This is a genomic window from Caenispirillum salinarum AK4 (assembly GCF_000315795.1).
GTDB classification, from domain to species: domain Bacteria; phylum Pseudomonadota; class Alphaproteobacteria; order Rhodospirillales; family Rhodospirillaceae; genus Caenispirillum; species Caenispirillum salinarum.
In genome coordinates this window covers 76,509-90,901 of sequence record NZ_ANHY01000021.1, presented here as the reverse complement: position 1 = coordinate 90,901, position 14,393 = coordinate 76,509, and the positions used below count along the sequence as shown (strand labels likewise).

Below are 14,393 nucleotides of genomic sequence, written 5' to 3'. Positions count from 1 at the left end.
GTGTCCTTCGGACCTAGAAACGCCGCGCCAGCCCGCTGATGGTGCGGGTGACGACGGGCTGGAAGAAGCTCATGGGGTCGGGCCGGCGTACCGTCAGGTCGGCCAGCCGGCCTTCGGTCTGCAGCGCGCTGCGCCGCACCTGCAGCCAGGCGTCGGCGACCATGCGGTTGGCGGCGCTCCTGGCGCGGTAGACGGCCAGTTCGTTGTCGGAGACGGCGCGCGAGCGATCCAGTTGGGCCGCCTCCGCCAGGTCGCTGAGCGACAGCGTGGCGCGCTGGCGCATCTGGCTGAGGTCGAGAAGGTTCTGCTGGCGCGTGCTCTCAACCGACCGCCACAGCGAGCCGATGTCGCGCGCGCGCTGGGCGGCCTGCTCGGCGGCCGCGTCGCGGGCGGCCTGTCCGGTGCGGCCGGCGGCCGCGTCGCGCGCCGCCTTCTCCTGCGCCATGCCCGACAGCACGGCGGTGGCCGAGGTGGAGGCCGCCAGGCCCGATGCGCCGAAGCGGGCCCGGGCGGCGGCCTGGGCCTTCTTCAGGTCCGCGGCCCGCAGGCGGGCGGCCTCGGCGCGGGCGTCGGCGGCCTTGCGCTGCTCGATGTCGGCCCGTTGCTGCTCGCTTTCCAGGCGGCGCTGGGCGGCCTCGGCCTCGGCGCGCGCCTGGGCCTCGGCCAGTTCGGCCTCGCGTTCGGCGTTGGTCAGCGTGAAATCGTTCCAGCGCGCGGCGGCGGCGCGCTGGGCCTCGGTTTCCAGGTCCAGGAAGGCCAGCCGGCGTTCGGCTTCGGCCTTGGCGTCGGCGACCATGCCGTCGGCCTCCTGGCGGACGTTGGCATAGGACTCCTGGTCCAGGGCATGAAGCTGGCGCAGGCGCCCGGCATCCTGTGCCGCCGCCGCCGCGCGCTGCTGATAGCCGGCGCGGGCATTGGCGTAGTCGAGGGCGGCGGGCAGCAGCGACGTGCCGACGCCCACCACGGCGTTGGTGAAACCACCCATCAGTCGGTGACCTTCATTTCGGTTGCAACGGAAAGGATCGTGCAGGGCAGCGGCGTGTCCTGGACGACGCGCCACACCGGCTCCAGCGCCTGCCGACGCCAGCCGACGGCGCGGACCGAGACGTCGCCGGACACCGCCGGCGGCGGGCTGTCGAGCACGCCCGACGGCCCCAGCCTTTTCAGCGGTGCCGGCGCAGGGCCGCGTCCGGTGTCCACCGCCAGCGCCTGTGTGTCGAGCACCCGGAAGCTGGCGCGGATGAGGCGCAGGGCGCGGCTCTGGCGCACGCCGCCCTGGCCCACCGAGACGGGCGGCAGCGGTGCGATCTCGTGCGTGAACGGCAGTCCGACGCGGATTCCGGAGACGGCATAGGGCAGATCGACGGCGCCGCCCGACACGGTGGCCGGCGGCAGTTCCGCCCCGTCGCCCAGGACCTTCACCGTGCGCCCCTCAAGGTGGTCGAGGCCGCTCCAGCGGGTCTTGGGTTCGGCGGCGGTGCCGGACAGGGCGGCGTCCATGGCGTGGACGTCGTCGAAGGCTTCCACCGACCAGGTGCCGGCCCGCTCGATGCAGGCGTAGACGGTTTCGCCCACAACGGCGACGGCGTGAAAGGCGCCGTCGGTTTCGTGGCGGGTCCAGCCGGTGACCTGCTCGGCGCGATAGTTGGTGACGGTCGCCAGCGAGCCGTCGGACATCACCAGGTGAATGAGTCGGCGGGTGGCGTCATAGTCCATGTCCGAGGGGTCCACCATCAGGTGCCGGGCCAGCATGGCCAGGTCGGCGGCCTGATAGGCCTGCTCGGCGTCCGTGAACAGGAACTCGCGCAGTTCCTTGCCGGCGGCGCCGATGAACAGGGTCGCCCCGTCCACGTCGCGCGGCGGGATGGCGCGGCTTGGCGGCATGCCGACGCGGGTCTGGCGGTGGACGGCGATGCTGGTCGGCGTGATCGGGCTGCCGGTCACCGTCCACTCCGCGCCCGTGGTGAAGACCTGCAAGGTGCGGCCCGAGAACACGGTGCGGATGGCGTTCACCTGGTCGGACAGGATGGCGAAGTCCACCGATTCGTCGTCCAGGCCCGTGCCGGGATCGAAGGTGAAGTAGGCGGACGTCTTGGACATCCACACCCGGTTGGGAAGGTCGCGCGAGCCGCCGATGACCAGCCTGTCCTGGTGGAAGGTCACGCTGACCGGCCAGCCCCGCGCCGCCGAGAACGCCATCTCCGTCCAGTCCTTGGTGGAGTCGGTCGACGCCAGGGTTTCATGGCAGGTGGCGGTGGCGGTGCGGGCGTCGGTGACGGCGGTGATCTCCACCTCCTTGCCGTCGATGCGCAGGCGGGCGCCGACGTGCTCGGCCGTGAACACGTCTTCGTCCACCGTCAGCGTCACGCTGCCCGAGGTGCCCGACGGCGTGATGCGCGAAAACGTCGAGGCGAACTTGTGGTGCGGCTGATGGCGCCGGTTCTGCACGTCGTACCAGTACCACGGCGCGATCACCCAGCGGGTGTGGCTGGTCCGCGTGATGGTCTGGGGCTCGCAGTCCGGGTGGACCACCAGCAGCGTGTCGGCCGACTGCGTCCAGTTGAGGTTCGGCAGCATGGCCTCGGTCCACGGCGTGTCCAGCACGGCGATGCGGACGTCGTCCTTGTAGACGGCCATCTTCGCGTGCGTGAACACCAGCAGGTAGACCTGTTCGGTGTTGAACTCGAAGGCCAGCAGGCGGGCCTTGCCCTCGATGCCGTCCACCCAGCGCAGCCCCGGCCGCCGGCTGACGCCGCCCGTCGGGTGAATGACCACGTTGCGCAGGCGGCTCGCCCCGTTCTCGTAGGCGCGCAGGTCGCCGCGGCCGTACAGGCGGGGCGACAGCTCGCCGGCGGAGAAGTTGGTCTTGGTCTGGATCACCATGCCGCTCATCGCCGGGCCTCGATCAGGCTGAAGTCCTGGATGGCGGCCGGCGTGTCCTCCTGGGCGTCGATCAGGCGGGCGCGGCGGATTTCCTCTTCCGCCAGCTTGTGCAGAAGCTCCGCCCGGCTGGTGCTCTCGGTCAGCGGCAGGCAGAATTCCGCCGCCAGCCGCATGATGAGCGCCTGGTCGAAGAAGGCCGGGAAGGCCTCTTCTCCCGGCCGGAAGACGTAGGTCAGCGTCACGGCGTCGGCATCTGTGTGCAGGCGGCGTTCGTGGATGCGGTAACGCAGGCCCCGGCCGCTGGCTCCCGCCCCCGCCGACAGCGCCCGCAGGAAGCCCGGCGGCAGCTGGAAGGCGTTGGCGAAGTCGGCTGCGGGGACGGCGGCCATGCGCGGCAGGGCGCTTTGCGCGGTGGCGAAGTTCCAGGGGTGCGACGACAACAGCGCGTCGCGCAAGGACGGGTAGAGGTTCGCGGCGACCTCGGCCTCGGCGGTGCCTTCGTCGAAGGAGGCGATGCCGGTGGCGCCGATCTTCAAAAGCGCGCGCGAACACAGGGCGATGGCGGTCAGCGCCATGGCGAGGGTCTCCTTAAGAAGCGGCGTCGGGCGGCGGGGCCGCTCAGCGGGTCAGCAGTTGCAGGTCGGCGTCGGACAGGCGCCGCGGGAAATAGGCTCCGTGGCGGAAGTGACCGTAGAGGCATTCGGTCGCCCCGATGTTGACGCCGCAAAGCAGGTGGGTGACGGCGGGCAGCGCGGCCGGCGCTGCGGTGCCGATGATGGTGCCGGCGACGCAGAAGCTCACCTCGCCCGACGCATAGGCGACCGCCATGCGCACCGGCGCATCGGCGGCGGCGGCGGTCGACGCCGTGATTTCGGCTTCCACGACGGAGGCGGCCTTGACCATGACGCTGGGGCGGCGCGAGCCGTCGAAGCGCAGGGACAGGCGGTTGTTCTGGTCGCTGCTCAACTCCAGGGCCGTCAGGGCGTGCGACAGGCCGAAGGTCGAGGCCTCGACGTACAGCGTCCCTTCGTCGGGGCGCATGGCGATGTCGGCGATGCTGCCGTACAGGCCGTCGTAATCCCGCCGCCCGCTGACCGAGGTGGTGGGAATGACGCTGCTGGCGAAGGCGCCGAGTTCCAGCTGGAATGCGTCGGGCGTGCCGGTGACGGTGACGGTCACGCTGCCGCCGCCGGTGGTGACGGTCAGCGGCGTGCCCTCGCTCGCCGATCCGCTGGCTGCGCCCGACAGGGTGGCCGATCCCGCGCCGTGGACGGACAGCGTGTAGGTGCCCGCGTCCAGGGTCACGGTCTGGCTGGCCGGGGCCAGGCTGTTGAGCAGCAGGTTGTCGCGCCGGCCCTCCAGCAGAAGGCCGCGGTAGACGCCGCTGTTGCGTTCGAAATCGTGGCGCAGCGTGTTGCTGGCGACGCTGACCCGCGCGCCGGTGGCGTCGATGCGCGTCGACTCGCCTTCCCGCGTGAAGGGCGGAAAGCTGATCGTCGCCCCGGGGCGGGCCAGAAGATTGAACGTCGGGAAGATGTCGATGGTCATGGGTCGCTCTCGGAATCGCTGGTGGCGCGCTGGGCATCCGCGGCCCCCGCACCGCCGGGGCGATGGACGGGGGCTGCGGCACCGGTCAGACGGCGGCGGTGGTGACCGTGCCGCCCGAGACGTCGCTGATGCGCGACAGCGCGGTGGCCGGGGCCGTGCCGGTGTCGGTGGTCAGGATCATCAGGTCGCCGGTGTTGATCATGTCGGCGGCCGGATTGAAGTAGCCCGCGCCGGTGACCGTGGCGGCGGTGTCGGCGCTGGCGTAGTGCCACAGGGTGAAGCCGTTGGCGTAGGCCAGGACCGACAGGTCCTTGCTCTGGAAGGCCATCGTTCGATACTCCGGTTTGTTTATGAAATGTTCCCCAGTCCCCTAAAGGCGGGGGATCAGGATTCCAGGCAGCGCAGGGAGACGACGCCCGAGGGGTCGATCAGCTTGGCGCCCTGGCTCATCATGTTGTTGACGAAGTGCGACGCGCGGTCGCCGTGCCACGAGACGTCGGTGACGACCTCGGAGCCGATGGCGTGGCCGACGGCGGTCTTGTGGTACCAGTAGCAGAAGCGCACGCCGCTGGAGAGCGTCAGGCCGCTGTGCGGCATCCACAGCGTCCCCAGCCACTTCTTGGCCTGGGTCCCCTTCCACGGCAGGTCGTCCTCGCCGACGTAATCGGCGTTGGAGAACTCGGGGATCGCCAGCAGCTCGGACCACTGTTTCCAGCCGACCACGGCGTGGCGGTCGCCGTCGTCGGGCACGTCGGCCTCGCCCAGCATCTCGAAGGCGGCCAGCACCTTTTCCTTGGTCAGGCCGGTGGTGCCGTCCTGGGCGTAGTTGGTGGAAGCGTCGAACTCGTTGATGATCAGCTCGTCGGTCTTGCGGCCCAGCGCGTAGGCGCCGGCCTTCACCAGCACCTGGCGCTCGTCGATGTTGGTCTTCAGCTCGTCCAGCCGGTCGACCCAGTCGCCGGCGTAGTAGTCATACAGCTGGCACTCGACCGGCGTGTGGTCGAGGTTCATCACCGGCACCTTGCCGTGCCGCGCCTTGGTGGAGGCGGTGCCCTTGCCCACCTTCTGGAAGACGGTGGAGGAGCCCCGGACGTCGTTCTTGGTGCGCACGGTGTTGCGCAGCTTGGACCCCATCTGCTGGAAGGCCAGGTGGACGTCGGCCTGGAAGTGCTTCACGAACGACTTGTCGATCTGAACGGACATGATTGGTCGGTCCTTCGGTTGTGGTGGTGGTGTCTTGGGGAAGGGCGAGAGGGGAACCACCAAGACACCAAGACACCAAGAAAGCGCGCGACGGCGCGTCACCCTCATGTCCTTCCCCGGCTTTCGCCGCCGGGCAATGGACCGCGGGAGCGCGTGGGAGGCCGTGCCTCCCTCGCAATGGATCGCCGCGCAGCGGCGAAGTCTTGGTGTCTTGGTGCCTTGGTGGTTAATCCCCCGCCGCCGGGGCCTTACGCCCCCGGGTAGAGCCGCTTGAAGCCCTCGGCGACCTTGCGGACGGTGGCGGGGTCGCGGTCGCGCCAGTACTTGGGGTCGCGCATCAGGGCCTTGACCTCGTCCTCGGACGACGGTCCGGCCGCGCCCTTGTCCATGCCGCCGAGGCCGGGTTCGCCGGACTGCATCATGCGGAACAGCGCCATGACGCCGTCGGCGGTGCCCGACAGGGCCGTCAGCACGTCCGCGGGCAGGTTGGCCTTGCCCCAGGCCTGGAGCTGGCGGCTGATCTCGCCCCAGCGTTCCTCGCCGCCGAAGTGCTCGATCAGGCGCGACAGCTCACGGTCGCCGTCCATGTCGGCGGCCATGGCCTCGATCACGGGGATCACGCGCTCGGCGGCCAGGTCGTAGACCAGCTGCACCTGCTCGGGCGTGAAGCCGGCGGCGTGGAGGCGGGCGTTGACCTCCGGGTCGGCCTCCAGCAGCGCGTGCGGCGCGGCGATCTGGTAGCCGTCGGGGCTGTCGGGCACACCGATGGGGCCGGCCGCGACCTGCTGCTTGAGCGCCATGTAGGCGGCGAACAGCGCCTCGACGTCGACCTCGCCGGTCTCGGGGTTGAGGAACTCCGCCGGCACCGCGGGCGTGACGCTGGCGGGCTGGGGCGCGGGAATGGCGGGAATGGTCATGGTGACTCCTTCCTTCGGGTGAAGAGGAAGAACCACCAAGACACCAAGGCACCAAGAGAGCACGCGAAGGCGCGCCTTCCCTATTTCCTTCCCCGGCTTGTGCCGCCGGGCAAAGGAAACGAGGGAGCGCGAGGGAGGCCGTGCCTCCCTCGCAACCTCATCGCCGCGCAGCGGCGAAGCCTTGGTGTCTTGGTGTCTTGGTGGTTCAAAAAATGTGCTGGCCTCAGCCCGCCCGTCCCCGCGCCACCAGGGCGAGGATGTGGCGGACGAGGCAGCGCTGGCCTTCCAGGTGACGCAGGGCGTCGGGGCTGGCCTCGGGGCCGAGGGCGCGGTCGAGGGTCAGCGCGCGCAGGTGCTCCAGCGCGCGGGCGCCGTCGCCGCCGGAAAAGACGCGGGCGAAGAGGAAACCCGTGTCGTCTTCCTTGGCGGCGACGGCGTTCTGCCGACCGTCTTCGACCGCACCCCCGGCCCCCGGATCGAGGCCGCTCCAGCCCTCGCGATCAGGCACGCCGGGCATCATGGCGTGCCTCCCGCGCCGGGACCGGCCGCGCCCGGGGAGGGGGCGGGCGTCAGGCCGGCGGTGGCGGGGTGATCGGGCGAGGGCGGAGCGGCCCCGGCGGACGGCGGCGGCGGCGCGGCGGGCGTCACGCCCAGCGGCACGGGGCCGCCGGGGACGGGCGCCTCGGGCGGCGTTTCGCGGATCAGTTCCGCGGGCACGCCCAGCGCGCGGCCCAACCAGCGGGCCGCCGCCACCGTGTCCACGGCCCCGGCCGCTTCCGGGCCGAGGCCGGCGACGGATGTCAGCCAGGTGAGGGTGTTCTGCGCATCGGCCTGGGCCTGCGTGCGCGCCAGCGGCGACTGATAGGTCAGGTCGACCACGCGGCCGTCCACACGCATGTCGGGGATCTCGCCCCGCCGGCGCAGGATGGACAGGGCCCGCATGACCAGCGGCGTCAGAAGCTCCGATTGCAGCCGGCCGTAGGTGGCGCCCAGGATGCGCGCCATCTCGGCCGACCGTTCCAGCACCTCCGTCGCCGTCATGGTCGGCGCGTCGGGCTGGCCCAGGCGGTCGACCAGCAGGGCGTGCCGGATGCGCCCGCGCAGGTCGTCGAGGACAAGCTGGCTGACGTCGAACCGTCCCGGCGCCTCCAGCGGCGTCAGGCCCGACGAGCCGACGGCCTTGGGAATGATGGCGCCGGGAACCAGGCGGATGTTGGCTGGGTTCAGCACGCCGTCGTCGTCGGCCTGCCAGATGCCGGTGACGGAGATGCTGGCGTTCTTCAGCACCAGTTCCACCACCTTGTTGGCGGTCTTGATGTCGGGCAGGGCCTTCATCACCGGACTGCGGCCGTAGGCCTCGCCGGGCGCCTTGAGCCAGCGGAAGGTGATGAACGGCGAGCGTGCGAAGCGCCCTTCGGCCAGCACGACGGCGTCGGACACCGCCGGCATGCCTTCCGGGTCCAGCAGGGCCGTGTAGACGAAGCCCGCGCCGTCCGGGGCGGGCGTCACGGCCTCCAGCACGGCAAAGCGGGCGTCGGGATCATCCTCGGCGCGGGCGACCATCGCGTCGGGCAGGGCGGCGGCGGGAAAGCGCTCGCGCAAGGTGGGCAGACCGGCTTCCGATCGGCGGAAGGTGATTTCCAGCCGGCCCGAGGCACCTTCCTCAACCACCAGTTCCGACAGCGGCACGGCGGTGAAGCGGAACGCGCTGGGGCTGCCCGGCGGGGCTTCCTCGAACAGAAGGCTGGCGGTGCCGGCGATGACCAGGTCCAGGTAGGCCTGGTGCATTTCCACGGCGAAGTTGGCGCGGTCGAAGTGGCCGCGGACGATCTCGGCGGTCTTTTCCAGCAGCGGCGCGACGGCGTCGCGCTCGGCGTCCTCCACCTCCACGCCGGCGGCCAGCCCGAACCAGCGCGCCCATGGCGGGGTGAGCTGGGCGAGCAGGCTGGCGGCCAACTGGTCGACGGCGTCCGGCGCGGTGCCGTCGAACAGCCGGTCGGTGCGCTTGGCTCCCTCCGCGCCCGTGCCGGCGGTCGAGCCGTCACGGCTGGGCAGGGTGAAGTCGTAGCATTCGCGCCAGTGGCCGTCCCAGGCGCTGCGGCGCGACCGGGCGGCCCGGTAGCGGCGCAACAGGGCCTCGGTGTCGACGGTCATGGGTCATTCTCCCAACAGGGTCTTGCGGCGGCGCTCCGGCGCGCCGGGCGGCGGGGTGAGGACGCCGCGCCATGATGTCGCGACGGTGCGGCGGCGGGCGGCCTCGGCCTCTTCCCGGGCGCGCATCCGACGGCGGCGGTCGTCCTGCGGCGTCGGTCCGGCGGGCGCCGCCGAGGCGGGGTTGGGCGACGGCTCGGCACCCTGCGGGGGCGCGGCGTTGTCCGGCTGCGGCGAAACCGGCGCCGGGTCGGGGGCGGCGGGTGCCGGCGCCTTCCTCTCGGCGGGGCCGTCGCTGGCCGCCGCGACCACCCGGCCGTCGGCGGTGACGGCGGTGGGCGGGGCGTAGGTCCCCGTCTTCTTGCGCCAGGCCCGGTATTCCGCGGCGGACATCTCGGTGCCGTCATCGAACACGACGCGGTACCAGTCGCGCCCGGGGGTCTTCATCCAGGACGGCGGGACGGGCTCGCCGGCGCCGTCGTCGACCCAGGTCATGGGCTTGGGCGGCGGCGGCGTCGGCAGGCTGTCGAGCAGGGCCTTGCTGGGACGGCCGGGCGGCAGGTTGCCGGAGTCCATCAACCGCTCGAAGTCCTCGATGGTGTCGAGCGGCGGCAGGGATGCAAAACCTCCCATGGACCGGATCTCCCTTCGGTGGGTGGGTGGGTGGATGAGCGGTCACGCCCGGGCCGCCTACGAAAAAGCCCGCCGGACGGGGTGTCCGGCGGGCGGTGGGCGCACCTGTGGCGTTGACAAGAGGATTTATGCCCCATATTCCGGCGTCGTGTCAAGAATATTTTCTTCGAAAACGCATTTTGTCTTCGTGCCGCCCAGCGCGCGGTACAACTGCCAGGGGGTGAAAACGCCCGGCAGCCGCACGCCAATGACGCGCTTGACCGCTTCCACACACGTATAGGGCCGCCACGGCGCCAGGCGGCGGGCGGGCTCGCGGATGCGGGCCGGCAGGACGGTCAGGCCGCGCGCCCGAAACCAGCGCGCCGGGTCCCATCCCGCCAGTTCGGGCACTACGCGCAGGGCGGTATAGTGGGACAGCGGGTCGACCACCACCCATGCCCCGTCCGTCCGCACCACGGCGAAGCAGTGGCGGAAGCCGGGGCGCAGCAGGCGCAGCCAGCGGATGTCGGTGTCGCCGCTGAACACCACCAGCGCCGGTGCTCCAGGCGCGTCTGTCGTGGCGGCGGCCTCTGGCGGCAGGCCGGGGCGCGGTACGGCCGCAGCTGCAGTGGCGCAGGCGGGGGAGGACGCCGTGCCGCTCATGCCACGATCCCCTTGCCGCGCAGGACGGTGGTCAGGCGGTCCAGCGCGTCCTCCCACAGACGGTGGGCGACGACCTGGTCGGGCAGGCGGGGGTCCGGTGGGGTGAGCGCGCGGCCGTAGTTCCCCAGCACCCGCAGGTGGCGCCGGTCGATGACGCGCCGGCGGGCGAGTGCCAGTGCGGCGCGGCTGATGTCGTCGGGGTCGCAGGGGCGGGCGACGCGGCCGGCGCCGGCGACGAATCGGGCGCCTTCGTCACGGGCGATCTGGCACTGCCAGAACCAGAACCAGGCCTCCTGGGCATCGGCGAAGGGGTCGGTCGGCCGCTCGTCCAGGGCACGGACGGCGGCGGGCTGAGATTGGGCCATGACGGGTCTCTCCACGGTTGGAACATAACAAGAACAACCGGAAGTGTTAGGATTGCGCGCCCAGCCGGTCAAGGAAATTCTCGGAATTTCTTCTTAATGCGTTAGCGGTCCTGCTGTAAGACCATGTTCCCATGCTGAAGCACTCGCAGATCTGGCGCGCCATTGATCGCCTTGCCGAATCCAAGGGCCTGTCTCCCTCCGGGCTGGCGCGACGGGCCGGACTCGATTCCACCACCTTCAACAAGTCCAAGCGCACGACGCGCGAGGGCAAGCCCCGCTGGCCCTCCACCGAGTCCATCGCCAAGATCCTGCAGGCCACCAACACCTCGCTGGCAGAATTCACGGCGCTGGTGGAGGGCGACGGCATCGGCCGCCCGGCACCGCAGACCCTGCCGCTGATCGGCTTTGCCCAGGCCGGGCAGGCGGGCTACTTCGACGATGCCGGCTGGCCCGTCGGCGCCGGCTGGGACGAGATCCGAACGCCCGAGGTCACCGATCCCCACGCCTATGCCCTCGAGGTCTCGGGCGATTCCATGCAGCCGGTCTACCGCGACGGCGATATCCTGGTGGTCGCACCCGACGAAGCGCCCCGCCGCGGCGACCGCGTGGTGGTCCGCACCATGGAGGGCGAGGTCATGGTCAAGGAACTGCTGCGCCTGTCGGAAAAGCGGGTGGAACTGAAAAGCCTCAACCCCGTGCACGACGACCGTTCGCTGGCGCGCGAACAGGTGGAATGGATCGCCCGGGTGCTGTGGGTGAGCCAATAGATCATTTTCCTTGACCACAGGCAAAGGACTGTGGTCCTAATTCTCCCCTCCGAGATTCGCCGGAAGGAGCCTGTCATGCTGCCCGAAACGCTGGAGCGCCGCTTCAATGGGCCGGTGCCGTGCGCCCTGGCCCTGGGGACGGTGGTGGACGAGGCGGTGCTGCGCCGCCGCCAGGCGCTTGCCCGCGCCCGCGCCCTGGCGCGCATGGCCGCCCGCGCCCGCGCCGACGTCGCCCACCTGCGCCGCCGCGCCGCCCCTTCGGCGGCCCTGTCCCGTTGCGCCGACCGCCTGGAGTGGGCGCGGGCGGAGGCCGAACACTGGCGCCGTCGCGCCCTGTAACGGCGCGTGCCGCGGCGTTGGACAGGGGCGGCAGCCCGTGGCTATCCTGAGCGTTCCAATCAGGATCACCAACCGCTCTCACGCCGCCGCGCTCGCCGGCGGCCAAGCATAAAATCGAGGAGCGCCATGAAGGGCCAGATCGCGACGGAAGGCGTCGTCTACGCGCAAGGGGAATGGCACGTCGGCAACCCCAAGCTGCTGGGACCGCGCACCCACGGGGTGTGGCTGGGCTCGGTGGTGTTCGACGGGGCCCGCTATTTCGACGGCGTCGCGCCGGACCTGCTGCCCCACTGCGAACGCGCCGTAACGTCCGCCCGCGTGCTGGGCATGCAGCCCCAGATCACCGGCGCCGAGATCGCCGAGCTGGCATGGGAGGGCATCCGCCGTTTTCCCCGCGACTCGCAGCTCTACATCTGCCCCATGTTCTGGGGCGAGTCGGGCTTCATCGTCCCCGACAGCCACGACGTCGGGTTCGGCATGTCCATCTATCCGTCGCCGCTGCCGCCGGCCGACGGCTTCAAGGCCATGCTGTCCAGCTTCCGCCGTCCCGCCCGCGACATGGCCCCCACGGAAGCCAAGGCAAGCTGCCTGTACCCCAACACCGGGCGCGCCGTCGCCGAGGCCAAGGCGAAGGGATGCGACACCGCCGTCATGCTCGACCCGTCGGGGAACGTTGCGGAATTCGCCTACACCAACCTGTTCTTCGGCAAGGGCGGCGTCGTCCACACGCCGGCGCCCAACGGCACCTTCCTCAACGGCCTGACCCGCCAGCGCGTCATCAAGCTGCTGCGCGACTCCGGCGTGACCGTGGAGGAACACGCCATCACCTGGAACGAGGTGCTGGGCGCCGACGAGGTCTTTGCCACCGGCAACTATCAGAAGCTGGGCTGGTGCAAGCAGCTGAACGACCGGACGTTCATGAAGGGGCCGCTGTACGAGCGGGCGCGGGAGCTGTACTTCGCCTATGCGCGAGAGCATGGCCGGCCGTGAGCGCGGCAGGCTCCGGTGGCGGTGTGCGGCGAGGCCACCAAGACACCAGGGCTTTCCGGCTGCGCCGGAATATGATGCGAGGGAGCCACGGGCTCCCTCGCGCTCCCGCGATTCCTTATTCATCACCTTGTCGAAGACCTGGCTAAAGCGGACACCGGAATGAGGATGGCGCGCCTTCGCGCGCTGTCTTGGTGTCTTGGTGGTTCAAGAACCCACGCCAGCCATTGTAGCGACACCGCCCCCGTCAGCACACCCTCTTGGTGTTCTTCGTGTCTTGGTGGCATCCCTAAACCACCGCCAGCCGCGTCCAGCCCGGCCTACGAGTCGGCCTCCGGATGCGGCTCGGGGCCTTCCTCGACGTCGATGGGCACGCCCGGCTGCTGCTTGCCGGTGCGAATCGCCAGCGCCGACTTCACGTGCGCAACGTTCGGCGCCGCCGTCAGCCGCGTGGTGAGGAAACGCTGATAGTCGTCCCAGTCGTGCGCCACCACCTTGAGCAGGAAGTCGGTCTCGCCGGCCAGCATGTGGCATTCGCGCACCTCGGGCCAATCGTTCACCAGCCCTTCGAACGCGCGCAGGTCGGCTTCGGCCTGGCTGTTGAGGCCGACATGGGCGAACACCGTGACGTTGTAGTTGAGCGCCCCGGGGTCGATGTCGGCGTGGTAGCCACGAATGAACCCCGCTTCCTCCAGCGCCCGCACGCGCCGAAGGCAGGGCGGAGCCGAGATGCCTGCACGGCGGGCCAGCTCCACGTTGGTCATCCGGCCATCCGCCTGCAGGTCGCTCAGGATGCGCCGATCGATGCGATCAAGCTTCACCCGCTGCATGTCGTAAATTATCCTCCCCGGTGTTCCGCCGGAATCTTATGTCGCTCCGGCGCAATGATATTTCAAGGTAATGGCCGCGCGCGGCAATGACAATAAGGGTTTCGGGCCAAAGGCGTCATTTTTCATGTGCCCATTGACGCGAAGCCGGGTAACGTCGTTTCATCGGGAACGCGGGACAAGCCCGAATGCTGCATGGCACCGCTGCGAAAAGCGCCGATCGGTGCGCCGCGGCGGTGGGGTTGCGGAGATTCCCGCATGCCCGAGTCGGGCAGGGCCGCCCGGCGATCGGGAGGTGCAGCGTCTGCGCCCTACGGCGCGCAAGCGGTGTGGGCGCTACAATTTAATCATTCCGACTTGCAAACCGGGGCGCCCGGCGTCTACATAGAGGCCGCACTCGGGTCCTTGCGATCCAGAAAGACATTTTCGAGAACGGAGCGAGCAATCATGACCGAGACCACCCCCACCGTGACCTCGCTGGTCGGCAAGCAGGCCCCGGACTTCACCGCCCAGGCCGTGATGGGTGACAACTCCATCAACGCCGAATTCAGCCTGAAGGACTACCTGAAGGGCAGCTACGGCTGGGTGTTCTTCTACCCGCTCGACTTCACCTTCGTGTGCCCGTCGGAGATCATCGCCCACGATCACCGCATGGCGCAGTTCGAGGAGAAGGGCTGCAAGGTCGTTTCCGTCTCCGTCGACAGCCAGTTCACCCACCTGGCCTGGAAGAAGACCCCGCAGGACGAAGGCGGCCTGGGCAACGTCAAGTTCCCCATGGTGGCCGACCTGAACAAGCAGATCGCCCGTGACTTCGGCGTGCTGCTGGAGGACGCCGGCGTCGCCCTGCGTGGTTCGTTCCTGATCGACAAGAACTTCAACGTTCGCCACGCCACCATCAACGACCTGCCGCTGGGCCGCAACGTCGACGAGGCCCTGCGCATGGTCGACGCCCTGGCCTTCCACGAAGAGCACGGCGAGGTCTGCCCCGCCGGCTGGACCAAGGGCAAGAAGGGCATGCAGGCCACGCCGGACGGCGTCGCCGCCTTCCTGAAGGAAAGCGCCAGCGAGCTGTAATCGGCTCCGGCATCACCGCCTTCATGCGCGAGGCGCCCGAGCGATCGGGCGCCTCGT

At 70.2% G+C, this 14,393-nt stretch carries 17 protein-coding genes; 4 read left to right on the top strand and 13 right to left on the bottom strand.

Going from position 1 to position 14,393, the window contains the following annotated elements; all coding sequences use genetic code 11:
• Positions 1–13: 13 nt before the first annotated feature.
• The 12 genes from C882_RS19425 to C882_RS19370 all read right to left on the bottom strand — a co-directional run bounded on the left by C882_RS19425 (position 14) and on the right by C882_RS19370 (position 10,342).
• Positions 14–985, bottom strand: coding sequence for a hypothetical protein (locus C882_RS19425; protein WP_009542386.1), 972 nt, complete (start codon positions 983–985; stop codon positions 14–16).
• A complete protein-coding gene (locus C882_RS19420; RefSeq protein ID WP_009542385.1) occupies positions 985–2,892 on the bottom strand; it encodes a hypothetical protein in 1,908 nt (635 codons plus the stop codon). Before C882_RS19420 ends, C882_RS19425 begins: the two co-directional genes overlap by 1 nt.
• Entirely contained in the window at positions 2,889–3,458 is a 570-nt protein-coding gene (locus C882_RS19415; protein WP_009542384.1) for a hypothetical protein, read from the bottom strand. Before C882_RS19415 ends, C882_RS19420 begins: the two co-directional genes overlap by 4 nt.
• A gap of 43 nt (positions 3,459–3,501) precedes the next feature.
• On the bottom strand, positions 3,502–4,431 hold the full coding sequence (locus tag C882_RS19410) for a hypothetical protein (RefSeq protein ID WP_009542383.1): 930 nt from the start codon (positions 4,429–4,431) through the stop codon (positions 3,502–3,504).
• Between the two features lie 85 nt (positions 4,432–4,516).
• A complete protein-coding gene (locus C882_RS19405; protein ID WP_009542382.1) occupies positions 4,517–4,759 on the bottom strand; it encodes a hypothetical protein in 243 nt (80 codons plus the stop codon).
• A 56-nt stretch (positions 4,760–4,815) separates the two neighbouring features.
• Positions 4,816–5,634 (bottom strand): phage capsid protein, encoded by an 819-nt coding sequence (locus tag C882_RS19400; protein WP_009542381.1) that lies wholly within the window; start codon positions 5,632–5,634, stop codon positions 4,816–4,818.
• A gap of 248 nt (positions 5,635–5,882) precedes the next feature.
• On the bottom strand, positions 5,883–6,551 hold the full coding sequence (locus C882_RS19395) for a capsid assembly protein (protein ID WP_009542380.1): 669 nt from the start codon (positions 6,549–6,551) through the stop codon (positions 5,883–5,885).
• A 223-nt stretch (positions 6,552–6,774) separates the two neighbouring features.
• The gene (locus C882_RS19390; protein WP_009542379.1) at positions 6,775–7,071 is read right to left on the bottom strand and encodes a Bbp19 family protein; all 297 of its coding nucleotides are present in this window, start codon (positions 7,069–7,071) and stop codon (positions 6,775–6,777) included.
• Positions 7,068–8,705 (bottom strand): portal protein, encoded by a 1,638-nt coding sequence (locus tag C882_RS19385; protein ID WP_009542378.1) that lies wholly within the window; start codon positions 8,703–8,705, stop codon positions 7,068–7,070. The genes C882_RS19390 and C882_RS19385 overlap by 4 nt, the downstream gene beginning before the upstream one ends.
• A 3-nt stretch (positions 8,706–8,708) precedes the next feature.
• Entirely contained in the window at positions 8,709–9,335 is a 627-nt protein-coding gene (locus tag C882_RS19380) for a hypothetical protein (protein WP_009542377.1), read from the bottom strand.
• A 126-nt stretch (positions 9,336–9,461) separates the two neighbouring features.
• Complete coding sequence (locus tag C882_RS19375; protein WP_009542376.1) at positions 9,462–9,977, bottom strand: hypothetical protein; 516 nt, start codon at positions 9,975–9,977, stop codon at positions 9,462–9,464.
• Positions 9,974–10,342 carry a hypothetical protein gene (locus C882_RS19370; RefSeq protein WP_009542375.1) on the bottom strand — a complete coding sequence of 123 codons (369 nt, stop codon included), beginning with the start codon at positions 10,340–10,342 and terminating at the stop codon, positions 9,974–9,976. Before C882_RS19370 ends, C882_RS19375 begins: the two co-directional genes overlap by 4 nt.
• Positions 10,343–10,473: 131 nt before the next feature.
• Between C882_RS19370 and C882_RS19365 the strand changes: the two genes are divergently transcribed.
• The 3 genes from C882_RS19365 (at position 10,474) to C882_RS19355 (ending at position 12,438) form a co-directional block, all read left to right on the top strand.
• The gene (locus tag C882_RS19365; RefSeq protein WP_009542374.1) at positions 10,474–11,109 is read left to right on the top strand and encodes a S24 family peptidase; all 636 of its coding nucleotides are present in this window, start codon (positions 10,474–10,476) and stop codon (positions 11,107–11,109) included.
• A gap of 75 nt (positions 11,110–11,184) precedes the next feature.
• On the top strand, positions 11,185–11,448 hold the full coding sequence (locus tag C882_RS19360) for a hypothetical protein (protein WP_009542373.1): 264 nt from the start codon (positions 11,185–11,187) through the stop codon (positions 11,446–11,448).
• A 126-nt stretch (positions 11,449–11,574) separates the two neighbouring features.
• Positions 11,575–12,438: a branched-chain amino acid aminotransferase gene (locus tag C882_RS19355; RefSeq protein WP_009542372.1), complete on the top strand. Its 864-nt coding sequence runs from the start codon at positions 11,575–11,577 to the stop codon at positions 12,436–12,438.
• 317 nt (positions 12,439–12,755) lie between these two features.
• On the opposite strand, the gene C882_RS19350 is transcribed toward C882_RS19355, so the two are convergent.
• Positions 12,756–13,265 carry an Lrp/AsnC family transcriptional regulator gene (locus C882_RS19350; RefSeq protein ID WP_009542371.1) on the bottom strand — a complete coding sequence of 170 codons (510 nt, stop codon included), beginning with the start codon at positions 13,263–13,265 and terminating at the stop codon, positions 12,756–12,758.
• Positions 13,266–13,709: 444 nt separating this feature from the next.
• On the opposite strand from C882_RS19350, the gene C882_RS19345 reads away from it, so the two are divergent.
• Entirely contained in the window at positions 13,710–14,336 is a 627-nt protein-coding gene (locus tag C882_RS19345; RefSeq protein ID WP_009542370.1) for a peroxiredoxin, read from the top strand.
• The last annotated feature ends 57 nt before the right edge of the window (positions 14,337–14,393 follow it).